The sequence below is a fragment of the Gilliamella sp. Fer1-1 genome (assembly GCF_001690825.1).
GTDB lineage: Bacteria > Pseudomonadota > Gammaproteobacteria > Enterobacterales > Orbaceae > Gilliamella > Gilliamella apicola_C.
The window spans coordinates 1-19,369 of the sequence record NZ_LZGX01000055.1 but is presented as its reverse complement, the minus strand read 5'-3'; the positions used below and the strand labels follow the sequence as shown (position 1 = coordinate 19,369).

The following is a 19,369-nucleotide window of genomic DNA, read 5'->3' as shown; positions in this document are numbered from 1 at the left end:
TACATTTATTGAAGATTTATTGCATCTTAATTAAAATGACAATATTTTCCTATTTTCCTCAGGCGTTATAATAAAATGCTATCAGAAATATTACGTGGCGCGTTAATTTCAGCTAGCCTAATTATCGCTATTGGTGCACAAAATTTATTTGTTCTCAAACAGGGAATATTAAAAAACCATATTTTCTATGTGTCGGCAATTTGTTTTATTTGTGATTTTGTATTAATGTCGATTGGCATTTTAGGGGTGGGCTCTTTCATTAGTCGTAATCCTTTAATCACAAATCTGCTAGCAATATTGGGGGCGTTTTTTTTAATTTGGTATGGTTTTAGTGCGTTTAAAAGTGCAATTAAAGGCACAAGTAATATGCAAATAGAATCTCAAGATGTGAATAATAGCCGTTTAATCAAGGTGGTAGTTGCAACGTTAGCGGTCACTTTGCTTAACCCACATGTATATTTAGATACGGTTGTGATTGTTGGGGGAATAGCTGGCACACTAAATAGTGAACAAAAACTGGCATTTTTGATTGGCGCTGTTTGTGTCTCTTTTGTATGGTTCTTTGGTATTGGTTATGGTGCAAGATTGTTAGCGCCATTATTTAAACAAAAAAAGATGTGGATAATCTTAGATTGCCTAGTTGGCACTGTCATGTTGTACATCGCTTACCGACTAGTTTTTTATGTCGTTTATAACAATTAAAGCTAGAACAGTAAATAGGCTATAGCCTATATGATTCAAAGAGCGTTCGGTCTATTAATAAACATCCTTACTTTGCTCATCAAACATCCATTTAAGATCTTTAAATAATAAAGGCTCTTTTGGGCATTTTTATCCCCCTTGAGAGTAATTATCAAATAACATTATGAAATAATAATGTGACTATTATCACAATTACATGTATTTGTTAAATTATAAGATATCTTCTTTATATAATTAGTGTTAGCTTACATAGTATAAATTTGGATTGTTACTGTACAGCTAATTGTTTATACAGGCAAAACCTAAACATTTTGGTTAATAAAGTGTTTAGGTTTTTTTATATAAGGGTTTTGTTTTATATAAAGGAAAGTTGAAGCGTATGGATTAGTTATAGCGTAGATATAAGATGGTTTATTACAGTTTATTCAATTCAGTTATTTTATAAATTTACTATTAATAAATGCGTAATAGATCACTTAAGGAGAAAACAATGAAAAGTAATATTTTAAAACTAACACTATTAATTAGTGCGGTTCTTACCACAAGTCCATTATTTGCTATTGACCAAGTCAAAATTGAAAGCAATCAATTAAAAAAAATGACTGTGGATGGTCTTGAGTTTAAAGATATGGATAAAAATGGAAAATTAACTCCATATGAAGATTGGCGTTTATCGCCACAGCAACGAGCACAGGATTTGCTTTCAAGAATGTCATTAGAAGAGAAAGCAGGGATAATGATGCATGGCAATGCGCCAAGTGTAAATAATGAAATAGGGCGTGGTGATAAATATGATTTTAAAAAGCTGACTGTTTTGATTCTGAAAGATAAAGTTAATAGCTTTATAACCAGATTAGAAGTTAATCCTAAAGATTTTGCAGAGCAGAATAATCAGTTACAAAAAATAGCTGAATCTTCTCGTTTATCCATTCCATTGACAATAAGTGTTGATCCTAGAAATACGTTTTATTATGGTAATGAGTTAGGTATAAAAAGTGGTTTTAGTCAGTGGCCTGGAACATTAGGCATGGCGGCTATTGGTCGTGAAAAAGATATCAATGAATATGGCGATATTATTCGTCAAGAATACCGATCATTAGGTGTAACGCAAGCCTTGTCACCCATGGCCGATTTAGGTACAGAACCGCGTTGGGCTAGATTTGAGGGGACATTTGGTGAAAATCCTGAGTTAAGCAAAAAAATGGTTCGTGGTTATATATCTGGAATACAAAATGGTAGCACAGGTCTAAATTCGCAAAGTGTCGCTGCCGTTGTGAAACATTGGGTGGGATATGGTGCTGCCGAAAATGGGTTTGATAGTCATAGTGCTTATGGTAAATATGCGCTTTTTACCCATAAAGATAGTTTAAAAGAACATATTATTCCATTTACAGGCGCTTTTGAGGTAAATGTTGCAGGTGTCATGCCAACTTATTCTATATTAAAAAATGCTCAGTTAGGTGATCATAAGTTTGACGCTGTTGGCGGTGGGTTTAATTCATTTTTATTGCAAGATCTATTACGTAATACCTATCAGTTTAAAGGTGTTGTTATAAGTGATTGGAGTATTACTAATGATTGTAATGATGTTTGTGTCAATGGAACAGCTCCGGGGGGTAAACCTAAAGTTGAAGGCATGCCATGGGGAGTTGAGGATCTTACTAAAGAGCAACGCTTTATTAAAGCTTTTCATGCTGGCATTCAACAGTTTGGCGGGGTTAGCGATAGTTCAATTATTGTAACTGCTGTTAAGAATAAAAAAATTGCCGAAAAAGATATCGATAAAGCCGTTTTAGCGATTTTGATTCAAAAATTTTCTCTAGGTCAATTTGAAACACCATATGTAGATCCAAACAAAACAAGTATTGTTGGCAACAAAGATTTTCAAAAGATGGCGAGTCAGGCCCAATATAATTCTTTGGTATTACTTGAAAACGCACAAAAAACATTACCACTAAACGCCAATAACAAAATCTATTTATATGGCTTTTTACCAAATGTTAAAAATCTGTTAAAGAATAAAGTGAATATTGTTGATAAATTAGAGCAAGCTGATGTGGTTGTTGCCCGAATAAATGCACCTTATGAGCAAAATCATAAAGGTTACTTTTTTGGCTTAGAGCATCATGAGGGATCTTTAGCATTTCCTCCTAAGGATAGAGATATTGAATTTATTGCGCAAGCAAGTAAAACGCATCCTGTTGTTGTTACTGTTTATTTAGATAGACCAGCAATTGTCACTCCATTAAAACAATACGCTAGTGCTGTTATTGCTAATTTTGGGGTAAATGATGAAGTGTTGTTTGATAGATTATTTGATGACAAACCTTACGTAGCTAAAATACCATTTTCACTACCAGACTCGATGGATAGCGTACAGCAACAATCTTCAGATCTGCCTAATGATATGAAAGCACTCTATCCGCTTGGTTATGGTTTAACGCAGTAAGGGATAACGCATTGGTTTTATAAATTATTTTTGTAAATTATTTTGTGTGTTTGCCTGTTTTTAACGCATTCTAATGCACAAAGAAAGCCAATAAACATGGATGAAAAAAGATTAATAGGCTTGATAATCGAATTAGCGAAGATATTAAAACTAAAATATTAAAAATTAAGACGATTTGGGTAATTTTGAATAAATTAAATCATCAAAATTACCCTCAATGCAGAAATAGGGTAATTAATAATGTTGCCGATACAAAGTTATTTTCCCATCCACAAATCATTTATATCATTGCTTGTTTAAATAAAAAGTTATTTATTAGCAATACAATAAGGTCTGAAAAATTCGTTTGGGAATAATCATAATCAAAGAATATTTTTTACATATTTACAAGCATCTTTATGGTTATTTTTACAAGCTTGCTGAAAATAATATTTTGCTTTGTAAATATCTTGTGCAACTCCTTGGCCATTTTGATACATGATACCTAAATAGTATTGAGCTTCCGCATAATTTTGTTGCGCGGAAAGCTGAAACCACGCTAATGCTTTACTGTAATCTTTTGCAAACCATGACCCTTGATAATATAACCAGCCTAAGCTACATTGCGCATCTGGATTGCCAGATTCCGCAGCTTCAGTATCTAACTCAACGCCTTTGGCAAAATCTTTTTTTAACCCACCCAATCCATTGTAATACATATTAGCTAAATTATGTTTTGCCATCATATTGCCTTTTTGGGCTGCTTGCTCATAAAGTTTTCTGGCTGTCGTGTAGCTTTTTTTTACCGCAGTTCCGTTATAATAGAAAACACCTAGATTATTGAGTGCCTCTTTATTACCTTGTTTTGCTGCTTTTTCATACCACTCTTTGGCTTTATAATAATTTTGACTGATACTGTTATCATTTAAATTTTGTTCAATTCCTTTACGATAATGTTTTTTTTCTGCAAATTCGTAAAGTGTCCCCATATTATATTGGCCTAGAGCATTACCACTCAATGCTGCTTTTTCATATAACTCTTTTCCTTTTAGTAAATTTTGCTCTACACCTTGACCTGTAGCATACATATAGCCTAAAGCTACTTGGGCATCAGAGTGATTTTGATTAACTGCTTTTTGATACCATTCAATAGCTTTTGCATAATCTTGTTTAACACCTAGGCCATAGTTATACATATAACCTAAATTGTATTGTGCTTCAGCGTTATTTTGTTCAGTTGCTTTTTTATATTCAACATTAAAATTGTATTTTGTATTGAGTTGTGCAAAAACTGAAATGTTTACAGATATTAATAAGCAAATTATCAATGTTAATTTTTTCATTTATCTGCCTGTGTTAATTGGGGAAGATTGTTTTTATTAAAGGATCTTTTTTATTTATTTGCAAGCTTATTTATGATTATTTAATAAGCATAAATATCTTTTTTATCTTTATCTGATTACATGTCGATTTATTTTAATGTGCAGACATGTTCATTTATTATTGCTGTCTAGTTTTCAAGTTTACGTGATGGAACGTGAAGATAAAGAATTACAGTATACCGTATAGAAACAAGTACCAAAAAGAATCATAATATTTTTATTCGGATGTAATGAGAAGACCTATACTGTAGAAGATTTCAAAAATAACAAAGAACTACTAGATAAATACCTTAAAAAGGTGAAAAAGGTTAAATTGTTGGTGATAGTTTAAATTGTCAAAACTTTTTCAAAGCTATTTGAATTTTAAACTCACCAAAACACAATCTTCACGCACGGGATTCATTTAACTAAGAAGCTACATTGTGGCTTTTAATATTCTTTGTGATGATGCTTTTATAATAAATTAATTTTTCTTATTTATTATAAATATGTCACCATTTTGAATAGTCATCTTATCTCTTGGCAAAGTTGTTTTTGAGGACAATATCTGATTTACTAAGAGTTGTAGTTGATGATTTTTAAAAAAGTACAAAAATAATTAATAAATTTATTATTGCGAGGATATTATGAAAAAAATACTAATATTTATTACTGCCCTATTTTTATTCGGATGTAATGAGAAAACCTATACAGTTGACGATTTCAAAAATAATAAAGAACTACTAGATGAATACCGTAAAAAATGTGAAAATGGTGAAATTGATGGCGATAGTTTAAATTGCCAAAACTCTTTCAAAGTAATAGTTGAACTTAGTAGACCAACTAATACGGGAAAATGGACGGATTAATTTAAAATTTTCAAAGCCACTTATGTGGCTTTGAAAATTTTATCTGTGATCAGTTTATAGACTTAATTTGATTCTTATTCATTATAAACTTAATGTCGCTATTATTTGATTTGAGCCTCATTGGGTTTTAGCCACAACCGCAATCATTATCACTAGCTTGTTTTTTCTTAGCTTGTTGTTTGGCTACAATGGCATTGACCTTTTTTGTTACAACAATTAAATGATCTTTTGCATCAGAATAATTTTGTTCTGCAGCCTTAGCAAACCATTGTTTTGCTTTAAAATAGTTCTTTTTTACACCTGTGCCTTGGTAGTAGAGCATGGCTAAAGTATATTGGGCAATTGCATCCCCTTTTTTAGCGGCTTTTGTATCCCACTCAATTCCTTTTGAATAGTTTTGTTTTGTGCCTTGTCCGTTAAAGTACAATAAAGCTAAGCTATGTTGAGCGGCAATATTGCCTTGATTGGCTGCTTTTTCAAACCACTCTTTTGCTTTAATATAGTCAGGCTGTGTTTCTGATTGCTGTTCGAATCCATTTTCGATCCCTTTAAATTGGCGTTTTTTAGCGTATGAACCATCGGCATACATAAGGCCTACATGGTACTGCGCTTCAGCATCATTTTGTTCTGTTGCTTTTTGATACTCTTGATTAAAATCAAACATAGTTTGTTGATCGGCATTTGCCGCAATACTAAAACATAAAACTAGTGATAACGTAGCAAAAAACTTTAGCATACAACTTCCTTCAAAAATAAATACCAAGTATTTTATCGTATTTATTTGTTTAGTATAGCTTAATTAGTTTGTTTCAACCTTAATCGCGATTGTAAAAGAAGTATAATATTGTTATTTATTCAATAATACACTGTAATTAGCCATGACTTTTTAGCTTAGGGAATGAGTATTGATTAGACTTTAAAGCGAAAATAGTAAATTGTGATCTTAACTATTCAGCGCGTTATGAGTTTTATTCGTTTAAGGCAGCACTATCAATTATAACAGTTTATTTTAAATAAATTTGCTAGATACTAGTTAGCATTTCTATTACTTTTCTTACTTGATATTAGGTAATGTCTATCTGCTGAGTGTCAATATGATGAAATGGTGGGTCGTGAGCGATTCGAACGCTCGACCAACGGATTAAAAGTCCGCTGCTCTACCGACTGAGCTAACGACCCATCTAAAGATGGTGGGTGATACCGGGTTCGAACCAGTGACCCCCTCCTTGTAAGGGAGGTGCTCTCCCAACTGAGCTAATCACCCCAAGTGTTTCATTATAGAAACGTCACGGTAAAGATTGGTGGGTGATACCGGGTTCGAACCAGTGACCCCCTCCTTGTAAGGGAGGTGCTCTCCCAACTGAGCTAATCACCCTTACCGTGTGGATGTGCATTATAAGGCACGCCTTATTTCAGTCAACCCTTTTTTTTAAATTTCTCTAAAATTTGCTTCGTTCGATTTAATTTTAAACATTTTTTGGGTAATAGTTCGCAAAAATACCTTTTATCCATTCTTATTTTAAAAAGGACGATTAGGATTAAGCCATGTTGTTAGCAAAAATAAAAAGATAACCCATCATGCTTTTTAATAAAAAACGCATCATTATTTATGTCGAACCTACTGTTTTACGTTATAGGATAGTGAACGCAGTTAAGCAACACACTACATCAAATGCTAGCGAAGATCTAATTGTATGGAATTATCAAAATGAGGCTGATTTAGCGGTTTTCATTGATGATCTACAAAAAAAATTTTCTGCTCGCACTGAATTTGAGCTCAATTTGGACATTAATTTAACCCAAATGCAACAACTAGCTTTGCCAGATGTAAAGCTCAAATTCAATGAATTGAGTTTATATGTTGAAGCTAACATCCATAAATTATTTCAATTACCAGCTAAAAGCGTGTTTTTTGATTTTGCTTATGCAACTGAACAAAAAAAGCAAATTACAGTGGTGATAGCTGAACGTCATTATATTGAAAATTGGATTAATCTTTTTAATAAGTATGGATTGTTATTAACGTTTGTGGGGTGTGGGTTTGAAAATACTAAAATTAATTTTTTACCTTGGCGGCAAGAGAAGCAAACAAAGCAACAACGGCAACTGATATTCGTGGCGACTAGTGTTATTGGCGCAATCGGTTGCTTGCTTTGTTATTTGTGGATGCAAGCTCAAAACGAGCTACAAACTTATGATGAAAAACGCTTGCAACAACAAGGTATAACACAAAAACTAACTGAAGAACTAATGCATGATTTGCCTAATCCATCATTAAGCCAAAAACAAATTCAGCAATCTTTAGTATTGCTTTCACAGCAGTTACCTTCTGTAATTTGGCTTGATTGTTTTTATTATGAACCACAAAAAGTAAAGATTGAAGGGCAAAGCTTTAGTTATGTTGAGCTAACTAAATTTAATCAAAGTTTGTTAACGCTAAAAAATATAAGTAACAGTCAAGTTAAAACAATCTTATCCAATAAAAATCATTTATTTTTTGAAATGGAAATAATGCTTAGTGAATAGTGATTTTTTTGAACGCCCAATTTGGCAACAATATATGCTTTGTGTTTTATTTGGTTTGGCGTTTTTTGTAATCGTTTATCTGTTGTTTATTAAAGATATTCGGCAACAAGCACAGCTAGCAGTCGAGTCATATCAGCAAATAGTTATTGAAAATGAGCAATTACAAGCAAAAGCTAGTCGTTATCAGGCAAGTAAAAATACTTTATATAGTTTGATATCAGATAGGGAATTCGCATTGGCGATCGAGCAAAATCATCTTTCATTAGTATCTTTTAAGCATTATCAAACAGATAAAACAACTAATTGGGAGATTGAGTTAGAGGGGAAGTTTTTTGATTTTATGAATTTAATTTCATCATTAACCGATGATTTTTACTATCTTGATTTTAAAAATCTTAAAATCAGCAAGCAAGATCAGCAGTTACAAATAATGTTTACTTTATTGTTTGAAAAGGACTATCAATGAAGCCCTATCTTTATAAATATATCGTTTTATTTTGTGCTATCTGTTTTGAGTTAAAAGCTAATATCCTGTTGGAAAGCGATCCTTTTCAACAACATTACCGAGTTTCTTGTAGTGAACAAACAACATTACTACTTGAGCAAATTCAAGCTTGGCATTTTAGAGGGTTTATGAAACAAATTGATCCGAATTATCAACAAATTTGGTTAGCTTCTGATAATCATTGGCTAGCAATAACTGATAATACAGTGCCAAATGTTTTGTTTCCTTGGTATGTACAATCTTCACTAAACGATAAAATAATATGGCAAGCAGATTTACCTGATTATTGCCATAATATTGTATTATGGACGATGTTGCTAAATGAGTAATAAAATTGCCGAAAACCAAAAATATCAAGATTTACAATTGGTTATTTACATATTAACTAAGGTTAAAAGCCGTTTGCTGATAGTATTTATATTTTTAGCAATCAACACAAATGTTAGTAATGCCAATATACTCCCATCATCAAACGCTGATCAGCAAAAAAATATTTCAATGGCATTTTATCAAACGGATATTGCAATTATCTTGCAAGCGTTAGCCGATAGTAAACAAATGAACCTGGTTATGTCAGAAGATATATCAATTAAACAGACCATTAAACTCAATAATGTTGATTGGCATAAAGCGCTAAAAATCATATTAGATTCAGCGAATTTACAAGCAGAAATTGATGATAATATTTTGCTTATTTCTAAAGCGATAGATCCTGAAATTTTATTGCAAAAACAACAATCAGAACAAAGAGAAAAAGAATTAAACCAACCTATTAGTTCTTTATTTATAGCTGTTAATTATGCAGATCCAACAACTTTAATTGAAATGATTCAACAGCAAGATTTGTTATCACAACGAGGCCAGGTTACATTTGATAAACGGACAAATTCCCTCGTTATTGCTGATGTGCCAAAACAATTTGCAAATATCAAAAAATTAGTTAAAACACTGGATAAACCGATGCCCCAAGTTCATATCTCAGCGCATATTGTTACCATGAGTGATGAAAGTATGTCAGAACTGGGTATTAAATGGGGGTATGAAGGGTCTTCATCGCAATTATTAGATAAGTTTGATGTTGGGCTTGGGGTCAGCCATTCAACCTCTACAGTTGGTTTTAATTTAGCTAAACTATCGGGGCATTTACTCAATTTAGAGCTGTCAGCGCTTGAATCTGAGAATCAACTTGAGATTATAGCCAGCCCTAATTTACTTACAGCTAATCAAAATATGGCGTCAATAAAACAAGGTACAGAAATTCCTTACGAGGTTTCTAGCGGTAGTAATGGTGCTACTTCAATTGAATTCAAGCATGCTGTTTTGGGGTTAGAAGTGACACCTAAAATATTATCTGATGAGCTTATGGTTTTAGATTTGTATATCACGCAAAATACGGCTGGGCGTTCAATAAAACGTAGTGATAACGGTGAAGTATTAGCTATTGATACGCAAGAAATTAAAACACAAGTTCAGATAAAAAATGGAGAAACCGTTGTATTAGGTGGTATAGTTCAACAAGTTAATACTAAAAATAAGCAAAAAGTGCCTAGTGCTGAGGACATACCATTAATTGGTCGTTTATTTAAACACAATAGTAACAAACAACAAAAACGTGAGCTGGTTATTTTTATTACGCCACAATTGGTTGAGTAAATGTCAATGGAGTTGTATTATATTTTAACTTGTTTTAGCTTTGGCTTTGATAAGTAATTATTGTTTTAAAGTCTATAATTTTAGTCGTTATTATTACCATTTATTATAAAAGTAGAGAATATTATGCATGTTGTTGCTTCTGATCTAGACGGTACTTTATTAACACCTGAACATAGCTTATCGCCTTATACCAAACAAGTTCTTCAAGCGCTTCGTAAAAAAGGTATCCATTTTGTTTTTGCAACTGGTCGGCACCACATTGATGTTGCCCAAATGCGGGAAAATATGGAAATTGATGCTTTTATGATTACTTCTAACGGTGCGAGAGTGCATGATAGTGCGGGCAATTTAGTTTTTAGCCAAAGTATTGAGCCATCGCTTGCTTGTGAAATAGCTAAAATGAGTATGGATGACCCTTTAGTTTATACTCATTTATATCGTGGTGATCATTGGTTAATCAATAAAGAAGATACATTTTCATTAGAATTTTACCAAGACACCCAGTTTACTTATCAGTTATTTAACCCACTTGATTTTGATACTAATGATATTGCTAAAATTTATTTTACTACTACTGACGATGCGCTTTACCCACATTTGGTTCAGTTAAAAAATCGGTTAGAAGTAAAATTCGGTAATAAAATTAGCATTGCCTTTTCAACATTAAATTGCCTTGAAGTAATGGCTGAAAATGTGTCTAAAGGTAGTGCATTGAAAAAGGTTGTTGAAAAACTAGGCTACAGTTTACAAGACAGTATTGCTTTTGGTGATGGCATGAATGACTACGAAATGCTAAAAGCTGCCGGTAAAGGTTGCATAATGCAAAATGGCAGTGCTGAGCTAAAGGCATTGTTACCAAAATTAGAGGTTATTGGATCAAATGCTGAAGAGGCTGTGCCACATTATCTAAGTAAATTATTTTTATAATGATCAGATTCAAAAAATGAATATAATTTTTGATAAAGAACTCAATACATTAGGACTGCGCTGTCCTGAACCGATTATGTTAATCAGGAAAGCAATTCGAGATCTGGCTATCGGGCAAGTCCTTTATGTGATTGCCGATGATTTGGCGACGACCCGTGATGTTCCTAGCTTTTGTCGCCATATGGAGCACCAATTGCTGTCATCACAAATAGAGTCTCAACCTTATCAGTACTGGATTAAAAAATCACATTAGTTAAACAGCTATGTTGATGAAAAATTTTATAAAAAAAGCACTTGAGTTAAGTTAGATCAACTTGTTTTAGGTAAAAACGTAATGTACGCCAGTCATTGGCTTGAAGATTATCGGCCATTAACAAAAGTGTACAGTGCTTACCGTCATGTCTGGATTTTAAATTCAGGATAATAACATAGCGGAATATAAGCGGTGTATGCATTAAATACCAGCGCTGTTTATGCCAATAAATTTGATTGATAGTGTGAAATAACACAAATTCACCTTTAATTGTTTTGAAATAACATAGGCTATGCCACCATTGAATTATTAATAAGATTAGAATAATAAAGGTATAAGTATTTAAGGATGTATTAGCAAACATGACTAGACAAAGCATCATAAGTATTGAATAAAACAGAGTTGAAATCATTAATTGTAGCTTGGATACGTTAAGTTTTATGCTCCACATAATGTAAGATGTATTGGGTTAAAATAGAATTATTTCACGATTTCTTTAAAAATTGCTTAAAATAATGCTAAAGATGGGAGATAATGCACACAATTTTAGTGTGTTTTAATGGGTGAGCGATCAATCATTAGCATTTTCTTTTAATGTCAATGTGAAGATCCTTATCGAAAGATAGGTTGAGTAAATTTGGCGCAGAGATAACTCTGATGCCATTATTTTTGCCTTAAAAATTTAGATAGGAAAGATTTGTGATATTAATTAAAGTGTTAAAATTTCTTCTAAAATTATTCATCGGTTTATTTCTTTGTGGCTTGGTTATTGGTATTGCTGGTTATGCTTATTATTCTAAAGACCTTCCGGACGTTACAACATTAAAAGATGTTCGATTACAAACGCCAATGCAAGTATTAAGTAAAGATGGCGAGCTAATCGCTACCTTTGGTGAACGTCGTAGAACCCCACTAAAATATAACGAAATTCCACCAATTGTGGTTAATGCCGTTATAGCAACCGAAGACGCTCGTTTTCATGAACATTTTGGTATCGACCCAATTGGTATTGCTCGAGCGATGTATATTGGTTTAAAACATAAAGGGTTTTCTCAAGGTGGTAGTACAATCACTCAGCAAGTCGCAAAAAACTTTTTCTTAACTCCTGAAAAAAGCATAACCCGTAAAGCTAAAGAAATAATTTTGGCTATTCGTATGGAAAAAGAGTTATCGAAAGAAGAAATCATGGCACTGTACCTTAATATGATTAATTTTGGTTCTAGAGCATATGGTGTTGCAGCGGCATCTTATACATTTTTTGGTAAAACACCAGAACAGTTAACCATTGATGAAGCTGCTTTATTAGCAGGCTTACCAAACGCGCCATCTGCGTTTAACCCTATTTCACACCCTGATCGTGCATTGGCTAGACGTAATTGGGTGTTAGGTCGTATGTTAGATCAATCCTATATCACTCAAGCTGAATATAATGAAGCGATTACAAAACCTTTAGGAGCAAGTTACCACTCACCACAAATTGAATTTTCTGCTCCTTATGTAGCTGAAATGGCGCGCCAATTTATGTACGATAAGTTTGGTGAAAATGCTTATACGGACGGCTATAAAGTCTATACGACTATCTCGAAAACAGATCAAATAGCGGCTACTGAATCAGTACAAAAACATATTATTGATTATGATATCAGGCATGGTTATCGAGGTGCTGAAAAAGTATTATGGAAGCAAAATGAAACGCCATGGAATTCGGAGCAAATTCAACAAACTCTTGATAAATATATTTGTTATAGCGGTATGTGCCCAGCGGTTGTCATGACTTCATCAGATAAAGAAGCAACGGCTGTATTATCTGATAAAAGTAATATTACTATTACATATCAAAATATGAAATGGGCTCGACCATTTATTAGTGATACTCGGCAGGGGGCATTTCCTAAAAAGGTGTCTGACACGTTAACAGCAGGACAACTAATTTGGGTGAAAAAATCTGCTGATAATTGGGAGTTAGCACAAATCCCAGCAGTTAATGCTGCTTTAGTATCGCTTGACTCAGATAATGGCGCCATTAAAGCAATTGTAGGCGGTTATGATTTCAATTTAAGTAAATTTAACCGAGCAACTCAAGCGCTTCGACAGTTAGGTTCGAATATTAAACCGTTTATTTATACTTCAACGTTAGAGCAAGGTTTAACAATGGCTACACTTCTTAATGACGCGCCAATTGTCCGCTCTACAGGTAGTGCTACATGGCGCCCGAAAAACTCGCCGCCTAATTATGCTGGCCCATTACGTTTAAGAATAGGGCTAGGTATGTCTAAAAATGTAATGATGGTAAGAGCCTTGCGTGCAGTTGGTATTGATTATGCTGCGACTTATTTAGAGCGTTTTGGATTCCCTAAAGAAAATATTTCACATAATGAATCGTTAGCGTTAGGCTCTGCTTCATTTACACCGTTACAAGTAGCAAGAGCATATTCTGTTATCACTAATGGTGGTTATTTAATTACCCCATACTTAATTGAAAAAATAGAATACAATAATGGATCTGGTACAATTTATCAGCATCAACCGGTGATTGCTTGTCAAAATTGTAATGATGATGTTGTTACAGAAGAAGCAAAATCACTATCATTAGATAATGTTGAGAATGAATCTGATGGATCTGATAATGAAGAACCAGAACAAGCCAACCTTAAATCAGATGATAATATCGTATTACCAGATATAAACCTCGATAATAAAACGATTGATGTAACGCCAAAATATGCACCGCATACGGTAAATAGTGGAATCGCATTTATTATGAAAGATGGTCTTCGCTCTATTGTATTCGGTGGTTCAAATTGGCAAGGTACTGCATGGCGTGTAAAAGCATTGGGTAGGAAAGATGTTGGCGGTAAAACAGGAACAACCAATGCATCTAAAGACGTTTGGTTTTCTGGATTTGGTGGCAATATTGTAACGACTGTTTGGATGGGATTTGATGATCACCGGCGTGAGTTAGGGCGAACTTTCCGAGCTGAAGCAGGGGCTGTGACTGCAAATCCTGTATGGGTTGATTATATGAAAGTTGCCCTAAAAGATGTACCAATAAGAGAAGATGTCAAACCAGAGAATGTCATTTCTGTCACTATCGATGAAAAAACAGGATTACTGCCTCAATCTGGCTCTAAAACAATGTCAGAATATTTTATCAAAGGGACTGAACCAACAAGTTATGCTACGCAGGAAGTTGGTACTAGTGTAACAGATTCAGAGGGTAATACTTCAGAGCTTTTCTGATAAAGGATTTAAAATGAATGGTTCAATAAGAATTATTGGCGGAAAATGGCGTGGGCGTAAATTGCCAGTTTTAGACAAACAAGGGTTGCGTCCAACCACGGATCGTATCAAAGAAACTCTATATAACTGGTTAATGCCAGTGATACATGATAGTGATTGTTTGGATTGTTTTTCAGGGAGCGGCTCATTAGGATTTGAAGCCGCATCGCGAGGCGCTAAAAGTGTTACCTTGCTTGAAAAAGATAAGCAAGTAGCACAACTACTTAATAAAAACAAACAGCTTATTGATAAAGATACTATCAATGTCTATCATACTGACACCTTACAGTGGTTAAATAAGCCTGCTGAAAAACAGTTTGATATTGTATTTATCGATCCACCATTTCATCAAGCATTGGTAGCAAAAACGGTGAGTGCGCTTGGTAATAACAACTGGTTAAAACCATCAGCTTATATTTATATTGAAACAGAAATAGGGCATGATTTAACAGCTTATATTCCAACTCATTGGCATTTGCATCGCGAAAAAACTGCTGGGCAGGTTCACAGTTATCTTTTTATACAAGAAGGCATTTAATGTTTATATTTATTGGTAAAGTATTATATTCGTTTATATGGTTGTTTTTATTATTTAACCTTATTCACCCTTATCCAAAGCCAGCCAATGTGGTCGCCAATGTCGGTTTAATTGCGTTTGCTGTTACTCATGGTTTGCAAGCGTTGATGTTAAATTCTACCATGACCAATCAAGAAAAGCAGCAAGACAAATTTAAAGTATTACGTTTGTTCTTATTTGGTGTTTTTGAATCACTTAGCTGGAAAGATAAAAAATGAAAGCAAAAATAGTTGCCAAATAAAAAATTTTTTGTATAATGCTCTCCACTTCTTCCGAAGTATTCAAATAAGCGGGAATAGCTCAGTTGGTAGAGCACGACCTTGCCAAGGTCGGGGTCGCGAGTTCGAACCTCGTTTCCCGCTCCAATATAACATCACAGTATTGTAATACTCGCCAAGAAAATGGGTAAATGCCTTCTCTAGAATATAAGTAAAAATCATACGAGAATACATTATAGTACCGAAAGTTTAGGACAGATTATAAACAATAGACGGTGAGTTATGCCTTATCTAATATGCAGCTTGCTAAAAAACTGAAAATGACAAATAGCATCTTAAAAAAGTGTCAGTGTGCTTTATCAATAATCCAAATCGGTGAAGTATAAATATAGGGAACAACATTTGTCATAGCATTTTGTACCTCCGATCAGCCGTCAATTAAAGATTAGCGTGCCAGATTATTACACTTGGCGTAAACGTGAATCAAAATCAAATCGGTTATTTGATAATATCAAAATGCTCTATTAGCAACATAAAGTACGGTTAAGCTCACCAATCAGGGAGATAGGTTATGCGGTGTCAAAAAGAACGGGGAATCGAGTACGATAAAAGTTATTCAGAAAAGCTATTGATTTTATTGAAGTTTTTTTAAGTGGTAACAAATGGTAACATTAATCCTTTTGTAGTAAGACTATTTTATGATGTACAGGCCAATATACTATGTACTAGCTCAAACCTAATCTGACAGTTACCAGTTTTTATTGGGTGTCTGTCAGGTTAAATCTGGTTCAGATTTTTTCCCAGATCCGTTTTCCATCAAGCAATGTTTAAATTGGTGTTCGACCACAGCACATTTTTCCCTGATGAGTTCGTTCATTATTGTAATAATGCAGCCAATTGTCCAGATCTGTTTGGAGTGTTTCTAAATCTGAATAACGCTTTTTTACGGAATGTCACCATATAAAACTCATGTAAAATAGTTTTATGAAAGCGCTCGCAGATCCCATTCGTTTGTGGCAACATAGCTTTTGTCTTAGTATGGTCAATATCATTAATCGCCGGATAAAGTTGATAATCATGCTTTTCAATTGTAAATACCCCAAACTTAGTACACAACTCACGTAGAAAATTAAGCAGCCTGTTTTAGTGTTTTGTATTCAATCGGTGTCATGTTATTTAGTGCCTCATACGGCCTTTCGGTGTTATAAAGGGTTAGCTATTCTTCGATTACCTTTCTTGCTTGTTCTAGATTATTAAATAGGTATAAATCGAGCACCTCAGTGCGATAGGTACGATTAAATCGTTCAATATAGCCATTTTGATATGGGCTACTAGGCTCTATATAATCAATGGTTATATCATGTGATTTAGCCCAGTTTATCCAAATAACGAGTCGCTCTACCTGCGGGTAAACTCACGCCAATATCAATGCCTAATGCCTCGTAATAGTGACTGAATGATTTTTTTTAGCGCCTATGCCTACGTTTTACGTGCCTTTGTGGGCACTAAAGCTTTTTTATGATTTCTTCCTGGAGCTGTGATTTTAAACTTAGCTCAGCAAACATCTGTTTAAACTTACGGTTTTCGGCCTCCAGCTCCTTTAAGCGTTTAATATCCGACGTTTCCATTCCGCTCTATTTTTCCCGCCATTTATAAAAAGTTGAATTACCCATGCCCTATTTACGGCACAACTCTTTAACGGGAATACCTGCCTCTGCTTCTTTTAAAATAGATACGATTTGATGTTCAGTCATTTTTTTCATAATTGAATCCTCTTTTACTTTTATCAGAGAATTTTATAATTTTTTGCTGTACTATTTTAGGGGGTAGTTACAGGATTGCTGCGGGGAAAAATGCGGTTGAGAATAATAATTTGTGTGTTACCGATTCCTGTAAATATCGCTATGGTGATGTAAGAATGATAGGTGGTGGTGGTGCTATCGTTGGTGGGGTAGTAGTCGGTAGTGCAATTCTAGCAGAAGAAACGGAGTCATTTCAAGAATGGTTGATGACAGGTAGAGATGGCGTTCTTATAAAATCTGATGATGATTCATCAAATGATAATAACTCGCCAAATAAAGTACAAGAAGACTCAAGCCCTGCTGTGGCAAACGGAGCCCCAGGATTACCGCCTGATGATGACGGAGATAAAAGTGATAGGAATAACGTCTCAAGAGATCCTAATGAAATTAAAAATACTTATAATTCTATTAAAGATTCACCTAATTATCCAAAAGGGTTTAGAGACATTCAGAATGGAAAAACGAAACATAATATAAATAATCTGCAAGTTTTAGAAAAGCTAAGAAAAATTGAACAAGGTCAATGGAAAAAAGTATATCAAAATGGATATGACTCATCAGGGAATAAGATTTCAATTCATTATTTCCAAAGTCAGAGCGGTCGAGTATTTAATGTTAAGGTAAAACCAGGGTGGAGTTTAAAACGATGAAATTAAAATTGACTACATGTAAATTAGATGAAATTGAGTATTTTTTATCAATTACTCTTTTAGGTGTAATAGAAGGTATTTTAAGTAAAAAAATCAGTATTGACGAGGCAGAAAGAATATTCTTTTCACCTGCTATAGCGGCTAATTTAGAAGAGCTAGGTATTGATTATTCTATAACTAAGTCAATATGGCTAGGAACTGAACTAGAGGATGTTTATAGTTTAATTCCTGAAAAGTTGAATGAGTCGTTATTAGAAATTAAGCATATTCTTTTAAGCAAAATTTCATCTTATGAATTCAATTTATACAATTATTTAATTGATGAAATGAATATTAATTTAAAATCTAAGTCTTATCAGATCATAGCCCCGCTCCCAGAAAATGGAGATATTACGTTAGATGATGAATAATTTAAATTATTCATCATCTAACAGGAAATTATATTGCAGTCTATAAAGCATTTGTAGCAAGTTGGGTTTTAGGATTACCGCCTAACTTCATAATAGTTTAAGAAATATAGAGTCAAAATTTAGGTAAAAGATATGCTAACATCCAGAGAATATAATCATATAAAAGCTTTTTCAGAATTTGGTTCTGTAAATACCCCAAACTTAGTACACAACTCACGTAGAAAATCATGCTGCTTGTTTTAGTGTTTTATACTCAATCGGTGTCATGTTATTTAATGCCTCATGCGCTCTTTCGGTGTTATAAATTGTTAACCATTCTTCAGTTATTCTCCTTGCTTGAGCTAAGTTGTTAAAAAGATATAAATCGAGTACTTCAGTACGATAGGTACGATTAAATCGTTCAATATAGCCATTTTGATAAGGGCTACCGGGCTGGATATAATCAATGGTTATATCATGTGATTTAGCCCAGTTGGTAAAGGTTTTTCCTGTAAATTCTGGCCCATTATCGACCCGTATTTTTAATGGATACCCATGATATTCGGCCAGTTTATCTAAGTAACGGGTAATCCTTCCTGCTGGTAAGCTTACTGCAATATCAATACCTAACGCCTCACGATTAAAGTCATCGATGACATTGAATGTTCTAAAGCGACGTTGATTACGGCTACTGTCACTCATAAAATCCATTGACCAACATTCACCTTGTTTATTGGGGACTAATAACCTTTCCGGACATCGTGGAGGAATGCGTTTTTTACGCTTTACCCTGAGATTAAGCTTTAATTCACAATACACCCGATATACCCGTTTATGATTCCATTGATAGCCGAGCTTTCTGATACGATGAAAACATTTAAGAAAGCCCCAGCGTAAATGCCTATCTGTGATAGCATTCAATACTGAAACAATAACCGAATCATCCTGTAACTTAGATTGATAATAGTAAGCACAACGGCTTAAGCCAACAATAGCACAACTCATAACAATAGTAACCGAATGATTTTGTTGTAGTTGCTGTGCCCACGTTTTACGTGCCTTTGTGGGCACTAAAGCTTTTTTATGATTTCTTCCTGAAGCTGAGATTTTAAGCTCAGTTCGGCAAACATCTGCTTAAGCTTGCGGTTTTCAGCCTCAAGCTCCTTTAAGCGTTTGATATCCGACGTTTCCATACCGCCATATTTTTCCCGCCATTTATAAAAAGTTGAA

19 protein-coding genes, 4 tRNA genes and 2 pseudogenes are annotated in these 19,369 nt (G+C 33.9%); 15 read left to right on the top strand and 10 right to left on the bottom strand.

The window, feature by feature from the left end:
• The first annotated feature begins 75 nt into the window (after positions 1-75).
• Together A9G28_RS07465 and A9G28_RS07460 are read left to right on the top strand one after the other, a co-directional pair.
• Positions 76-702 (top strand): LysE/ArgO family amino acid transporter, encoded by a 627-nt coding sequence (locus A9G28_RS07465; RefSeq protein ID WP_065566781.1) that lies wholly within the window; start codon positions 76-78, stop codon positions 700-702.
• Positions 703-1,192: 490 nt separating this feature from the next.
• Positions 1,193-3,151 carry a glycoside hydrolase family 3 protein gene (locus A9G28_RS07460; protein WP_065580246.1) on the top strand — a complete coding sequence of 653 codons (1,959 nt, stop codon included), beginning with the start codon at positions 1,193-1,195 and terminating at the stop codon, positions 3,149-3,151.
• Positions 3,152-3,513: 362 nt separating this feature from the next.
• Here the strand turns inward: A9G28_RS07460 and A9G28_RS07455 are convergent, their stop codons facing one another.
• Positions 3,514-4,473, bottom strand: coding sequence for a tetratricopeptide repeat protein (locus tag A9G28_RS07455; protein ID WP_065566783.1), 960 nt, complete (start codon positions 4,471-4,473; stop codon positions 3,514-3,516).
• 665 nt (positions 4,474-5,138) lie between these two features.
• Between A9G28_RS07455 and A9G28_RS07450 the strand changes: the two genes are divergently transcribed.
• Positions 5,139-5,360, top strand: a complete 222-nt coding sequence (locus A9G28_RS07450) for an EexN family lipoprotein (RefSeq protein WP_065580245.1) — start codon at positions 5,139-5,141, stop codon at positions 5,358-5,360.
• A gap of 127 nt (positions 5,361-5,487) precedes the next feature.
• Here the strand turns inward: A9G28_RS07450 and A9G28_RS07445 are convergent, their stop codons facing one another.
• The 4 genes from A9G28_RS07445 to A9G28_RS07430 form a co-directional block, all read right to left on the bottom strand.
• The gene (locus tag A9G28_RS07445) at positions 5,488-6,096 is read right to left on the bottom strand and encodes a tetratricopeptide repeat protein (RefSeq protein ID WP_065580244.1); all 609 of its coding nucleotides are present in this window, start codon (positions 6,094-6,096) and stop codon (positions 5,488-5,490) included.
• 367 nt (positions 6,097-6,463) lie between these two features.
• Positions 6,464-6,539: transfer RNA gene (locus A9G28_RS07440), tRNA-Lys, on the bottom strand.
• A gap of 9 nt (positions 6,540-6,548) precedes the next feature.
• Positions 6,549-6,624, bottom strand: a tRNA-Val gene (locus tag A9G28_RS07435).
• A gap of 35 nt (positions 6,625-6,659) precedes the next feature.
• Positions 6,660-6,735 (bottom strand) — tRNA-Val (locus A9G28_RS07430).
• Between the two features lie 203 nt (positions 6,736-6,938).
• On the opposite strand from A9G28_RS07430, the gene A9G28_RS07425 reads away from it, so the two are divergent.
• The 6 genes from A9G28_RS07425 to tusA all read left to right on the top strand — a co-directional run bounded on the left by A9G28_RS07425 (position 6,939) and on the right by tusA (position 11,224).
• Positions 6,939-7,886 (top strand): PilN domain-containing protein, encoded by a 948-nt coding sequence (locus tag A9G28_RS07425; protein ID WP_065580243.1) that lies wholly within the window; start codon positions 6,939-6,941, stop codon positions 7,884-7,886.
• Positions 7,879-8,352, top strand: a complete 474-nt coding sequence (locus A9G28_RS07420; RefSeq protein ID WP_065580242.1) for a hypothetical protein — start codon at positions 7,879-7,881, stop codon at positions 8,350-8,352. The genes A9G28_RS07425 and A9G28_RS07420 overlap by 8 nt, the downstream gene beginning before the upstream one ends.
• A complete protein-coding gene (locus A9G28_RS07415) occupies positions 8,349-8,720 on the top strand; it encodes a hypothetical protein (protein WP_065566161.1) in 372 nt (123 codons plus the stop codon). Before A9G28_RS07420 ends, A9G28_RS07415 begins: the two co-directional genes overlap by 4 nt.
• Positions 8,713-10,044 (top strand): type IV pilus secretin PilQ, encoded by a 1,332-nt coding sequence (pilQ, locus tag A9G28_RS07410; RefSeq protein WP_218057346.1) that lies wholly within the window; start codon positions 8,713-8,715, stop codon positions 10,042-10,044. The genes A9G28_RS07415 and pilQ overlap by 8 nt, the downstream gene beginning before the upstream one ends.
• 120 nt (positions 10,045-10,164) lie before the next feature.
• Entirely contained in the window at positions 10,165-10,971 is an 807-nt protein-coding gene (locus tag A9G28_RS07405; protein ID WP_141674707.1) for a Cof-type HAD-IIB family hydrolase, read from the top strand.
• 16 nt (positions 10,972-10,987) lie between these two features.
• On the top strand, positions 10,988-11,224 hold the full coding sequence (gene tusA, locus A9G28_RS07400; protein WP_065566163.1) for a sulfurtransferase TusA: 237 nt from the start codon (positions 10,988-10,990) through the stop codon (positions 11,222-11,224).
• Between the two features lie 46 nt (positions 11,225-11,270).
• On the opposite strand, the gene A9G28_RS07395 is transcribed toward tusA, so the two are convergent.
• Complete coding sequence (locus tag A9G28_RS07395; protein ID WP_081301535.1) at positions 11,271-11,675, bottom strand: protein YgfX; 405 nt, start codon at positions 11,673-11,675, stop codon at positions 11,271-11,273.
• Between the two features lie 257 nt (positions 11,676-11,932).
• Here A9G28_RS07395 and A9G28_RS07390 point away from each other — a divergent pair, with 257 nt between their 5' ends.
• The 4 genes from A9G28_RS07390 (at position 11,933) to A9G28_RS07375 (ending at position 15,445) form a co-directional block, all read left to right on the top strand.
• Positions 11,933-14,464: a PBP1A family penicillin-binding protein gene (locus A9G28_RS07390; protein WP_065580257.1), complete on the top strand. Its 2,532-nt coding sequence runs from the start codon at positions 11,933-11,935 to the stop codon at positions 14,462-14,464.
• A gap of 13 nt (positions 14,465-14,477) precedes the next feature.
• On the top strand, positions 14,478-15,041 hold the full coding sequence (gene rsmD, locus A9G28_RS07385) for a 16S rRNA (guanine(966)-N(2))-methyltransferase RsmD (RefSeq protein ID WP_065568156.1): 564 nt from the start codon (positions 14,478-14,480) through the stop codon (positions 15,039-15,041).
• The gene (locus tag A9G28_RS07380) at positions 15,041-15,298 is read left to right on the top strand and encodes a DUF1145 domain-containing protein (protein WP_065568155.1); all 258 of its coding nucleotides are present in this window, start codon (positions 15,041-15,043) and stop codon (positions 15,296-15,298) included. The genes rsmD and A9G28_RS07380 overlap by 1 nt, the downstream gene beginning before the upstream one ends.
• Positions 15,299-15,369: 71 nt before the next feature.
• Positions 15,370-15,445, top strand: a tRNA-Gly gene (locus tag A9G28_RS07375).
• 680 nt (positions 15,446-16,125) lie between these two features.
• Here the strand turns inward: A9G28_RS07375 and A9G28_RS13095 are convergent.
• Together A9G28_RS13095 and A9G28_RS14155 are read right to left on the bottom strand one after the other, a co-directional pair.
• Positions 16,126-16,387: pseudogene (locus A9G28_RS13095) on the bottom strand (integrase core domain-containing protein); the annotation flags it as partial.
• Between the two features lie 40 nt (positions 16,388-16,427).
• Positions 16,428-17,061: pseudogene (locus tag A9G28_RS14155) on the bottom strand (integrase core domain-containing protein).
• Positions 17,062-17,216: 155 nt separating this feature from the next.
• Here A9G28_RS14155 and A9G28_RS07365 point away from each other — a divergent pair.
• The gene (locus tag A9G28_RS07365; RefSeq protein WP_065580239.1) at positions 17,217-17,750 is read left to right on the top strand and encodes a hypothetical protein; all 534 of its coding nucleotides are present in this window, start codon (positions 17,217-17,219) and stop codon (positions 17,748-17,750) included.
• An 8-nt stretch (positions 17,751-17,758) separates the two neighbouring features.
• Positions 17,759-18,160, top strand: coding sequence for a DUF3969 family protein (locus A9G28_RS07360; RefSeq protein ID WP_176702127.1), 402 nt, complete (start codon positions 17,759-17,761; stop codon positions 18,158-18,160).
• Positions 18,161-18,385: 225 nt separating this feature from the next.
• On the opposite strand, the gene A9G28_RS07355 is transcribed toward A9G28_RS07360, so the two are convergent.
• Positions 18,386-19,210, bottom strand: a complete 825-nt coding sequence (locus A9G28_RS07355) for an IS3 family transposase (RefSeq protein WP_081301534.1) — start codon at positions 19,208-19,210, stop codon at positions 18,386-18,388.
• A partial coding sequence (locus A9G28_RS14150; protein WP_141672871.1) for a transposase occupies positions 19,210-19,369 on the bottom strand: 160 nt, incomplete at its 5' end. The genes A9G28_RS14150 and A9G28_RS07355, both read right to left, overlap by 1 nt.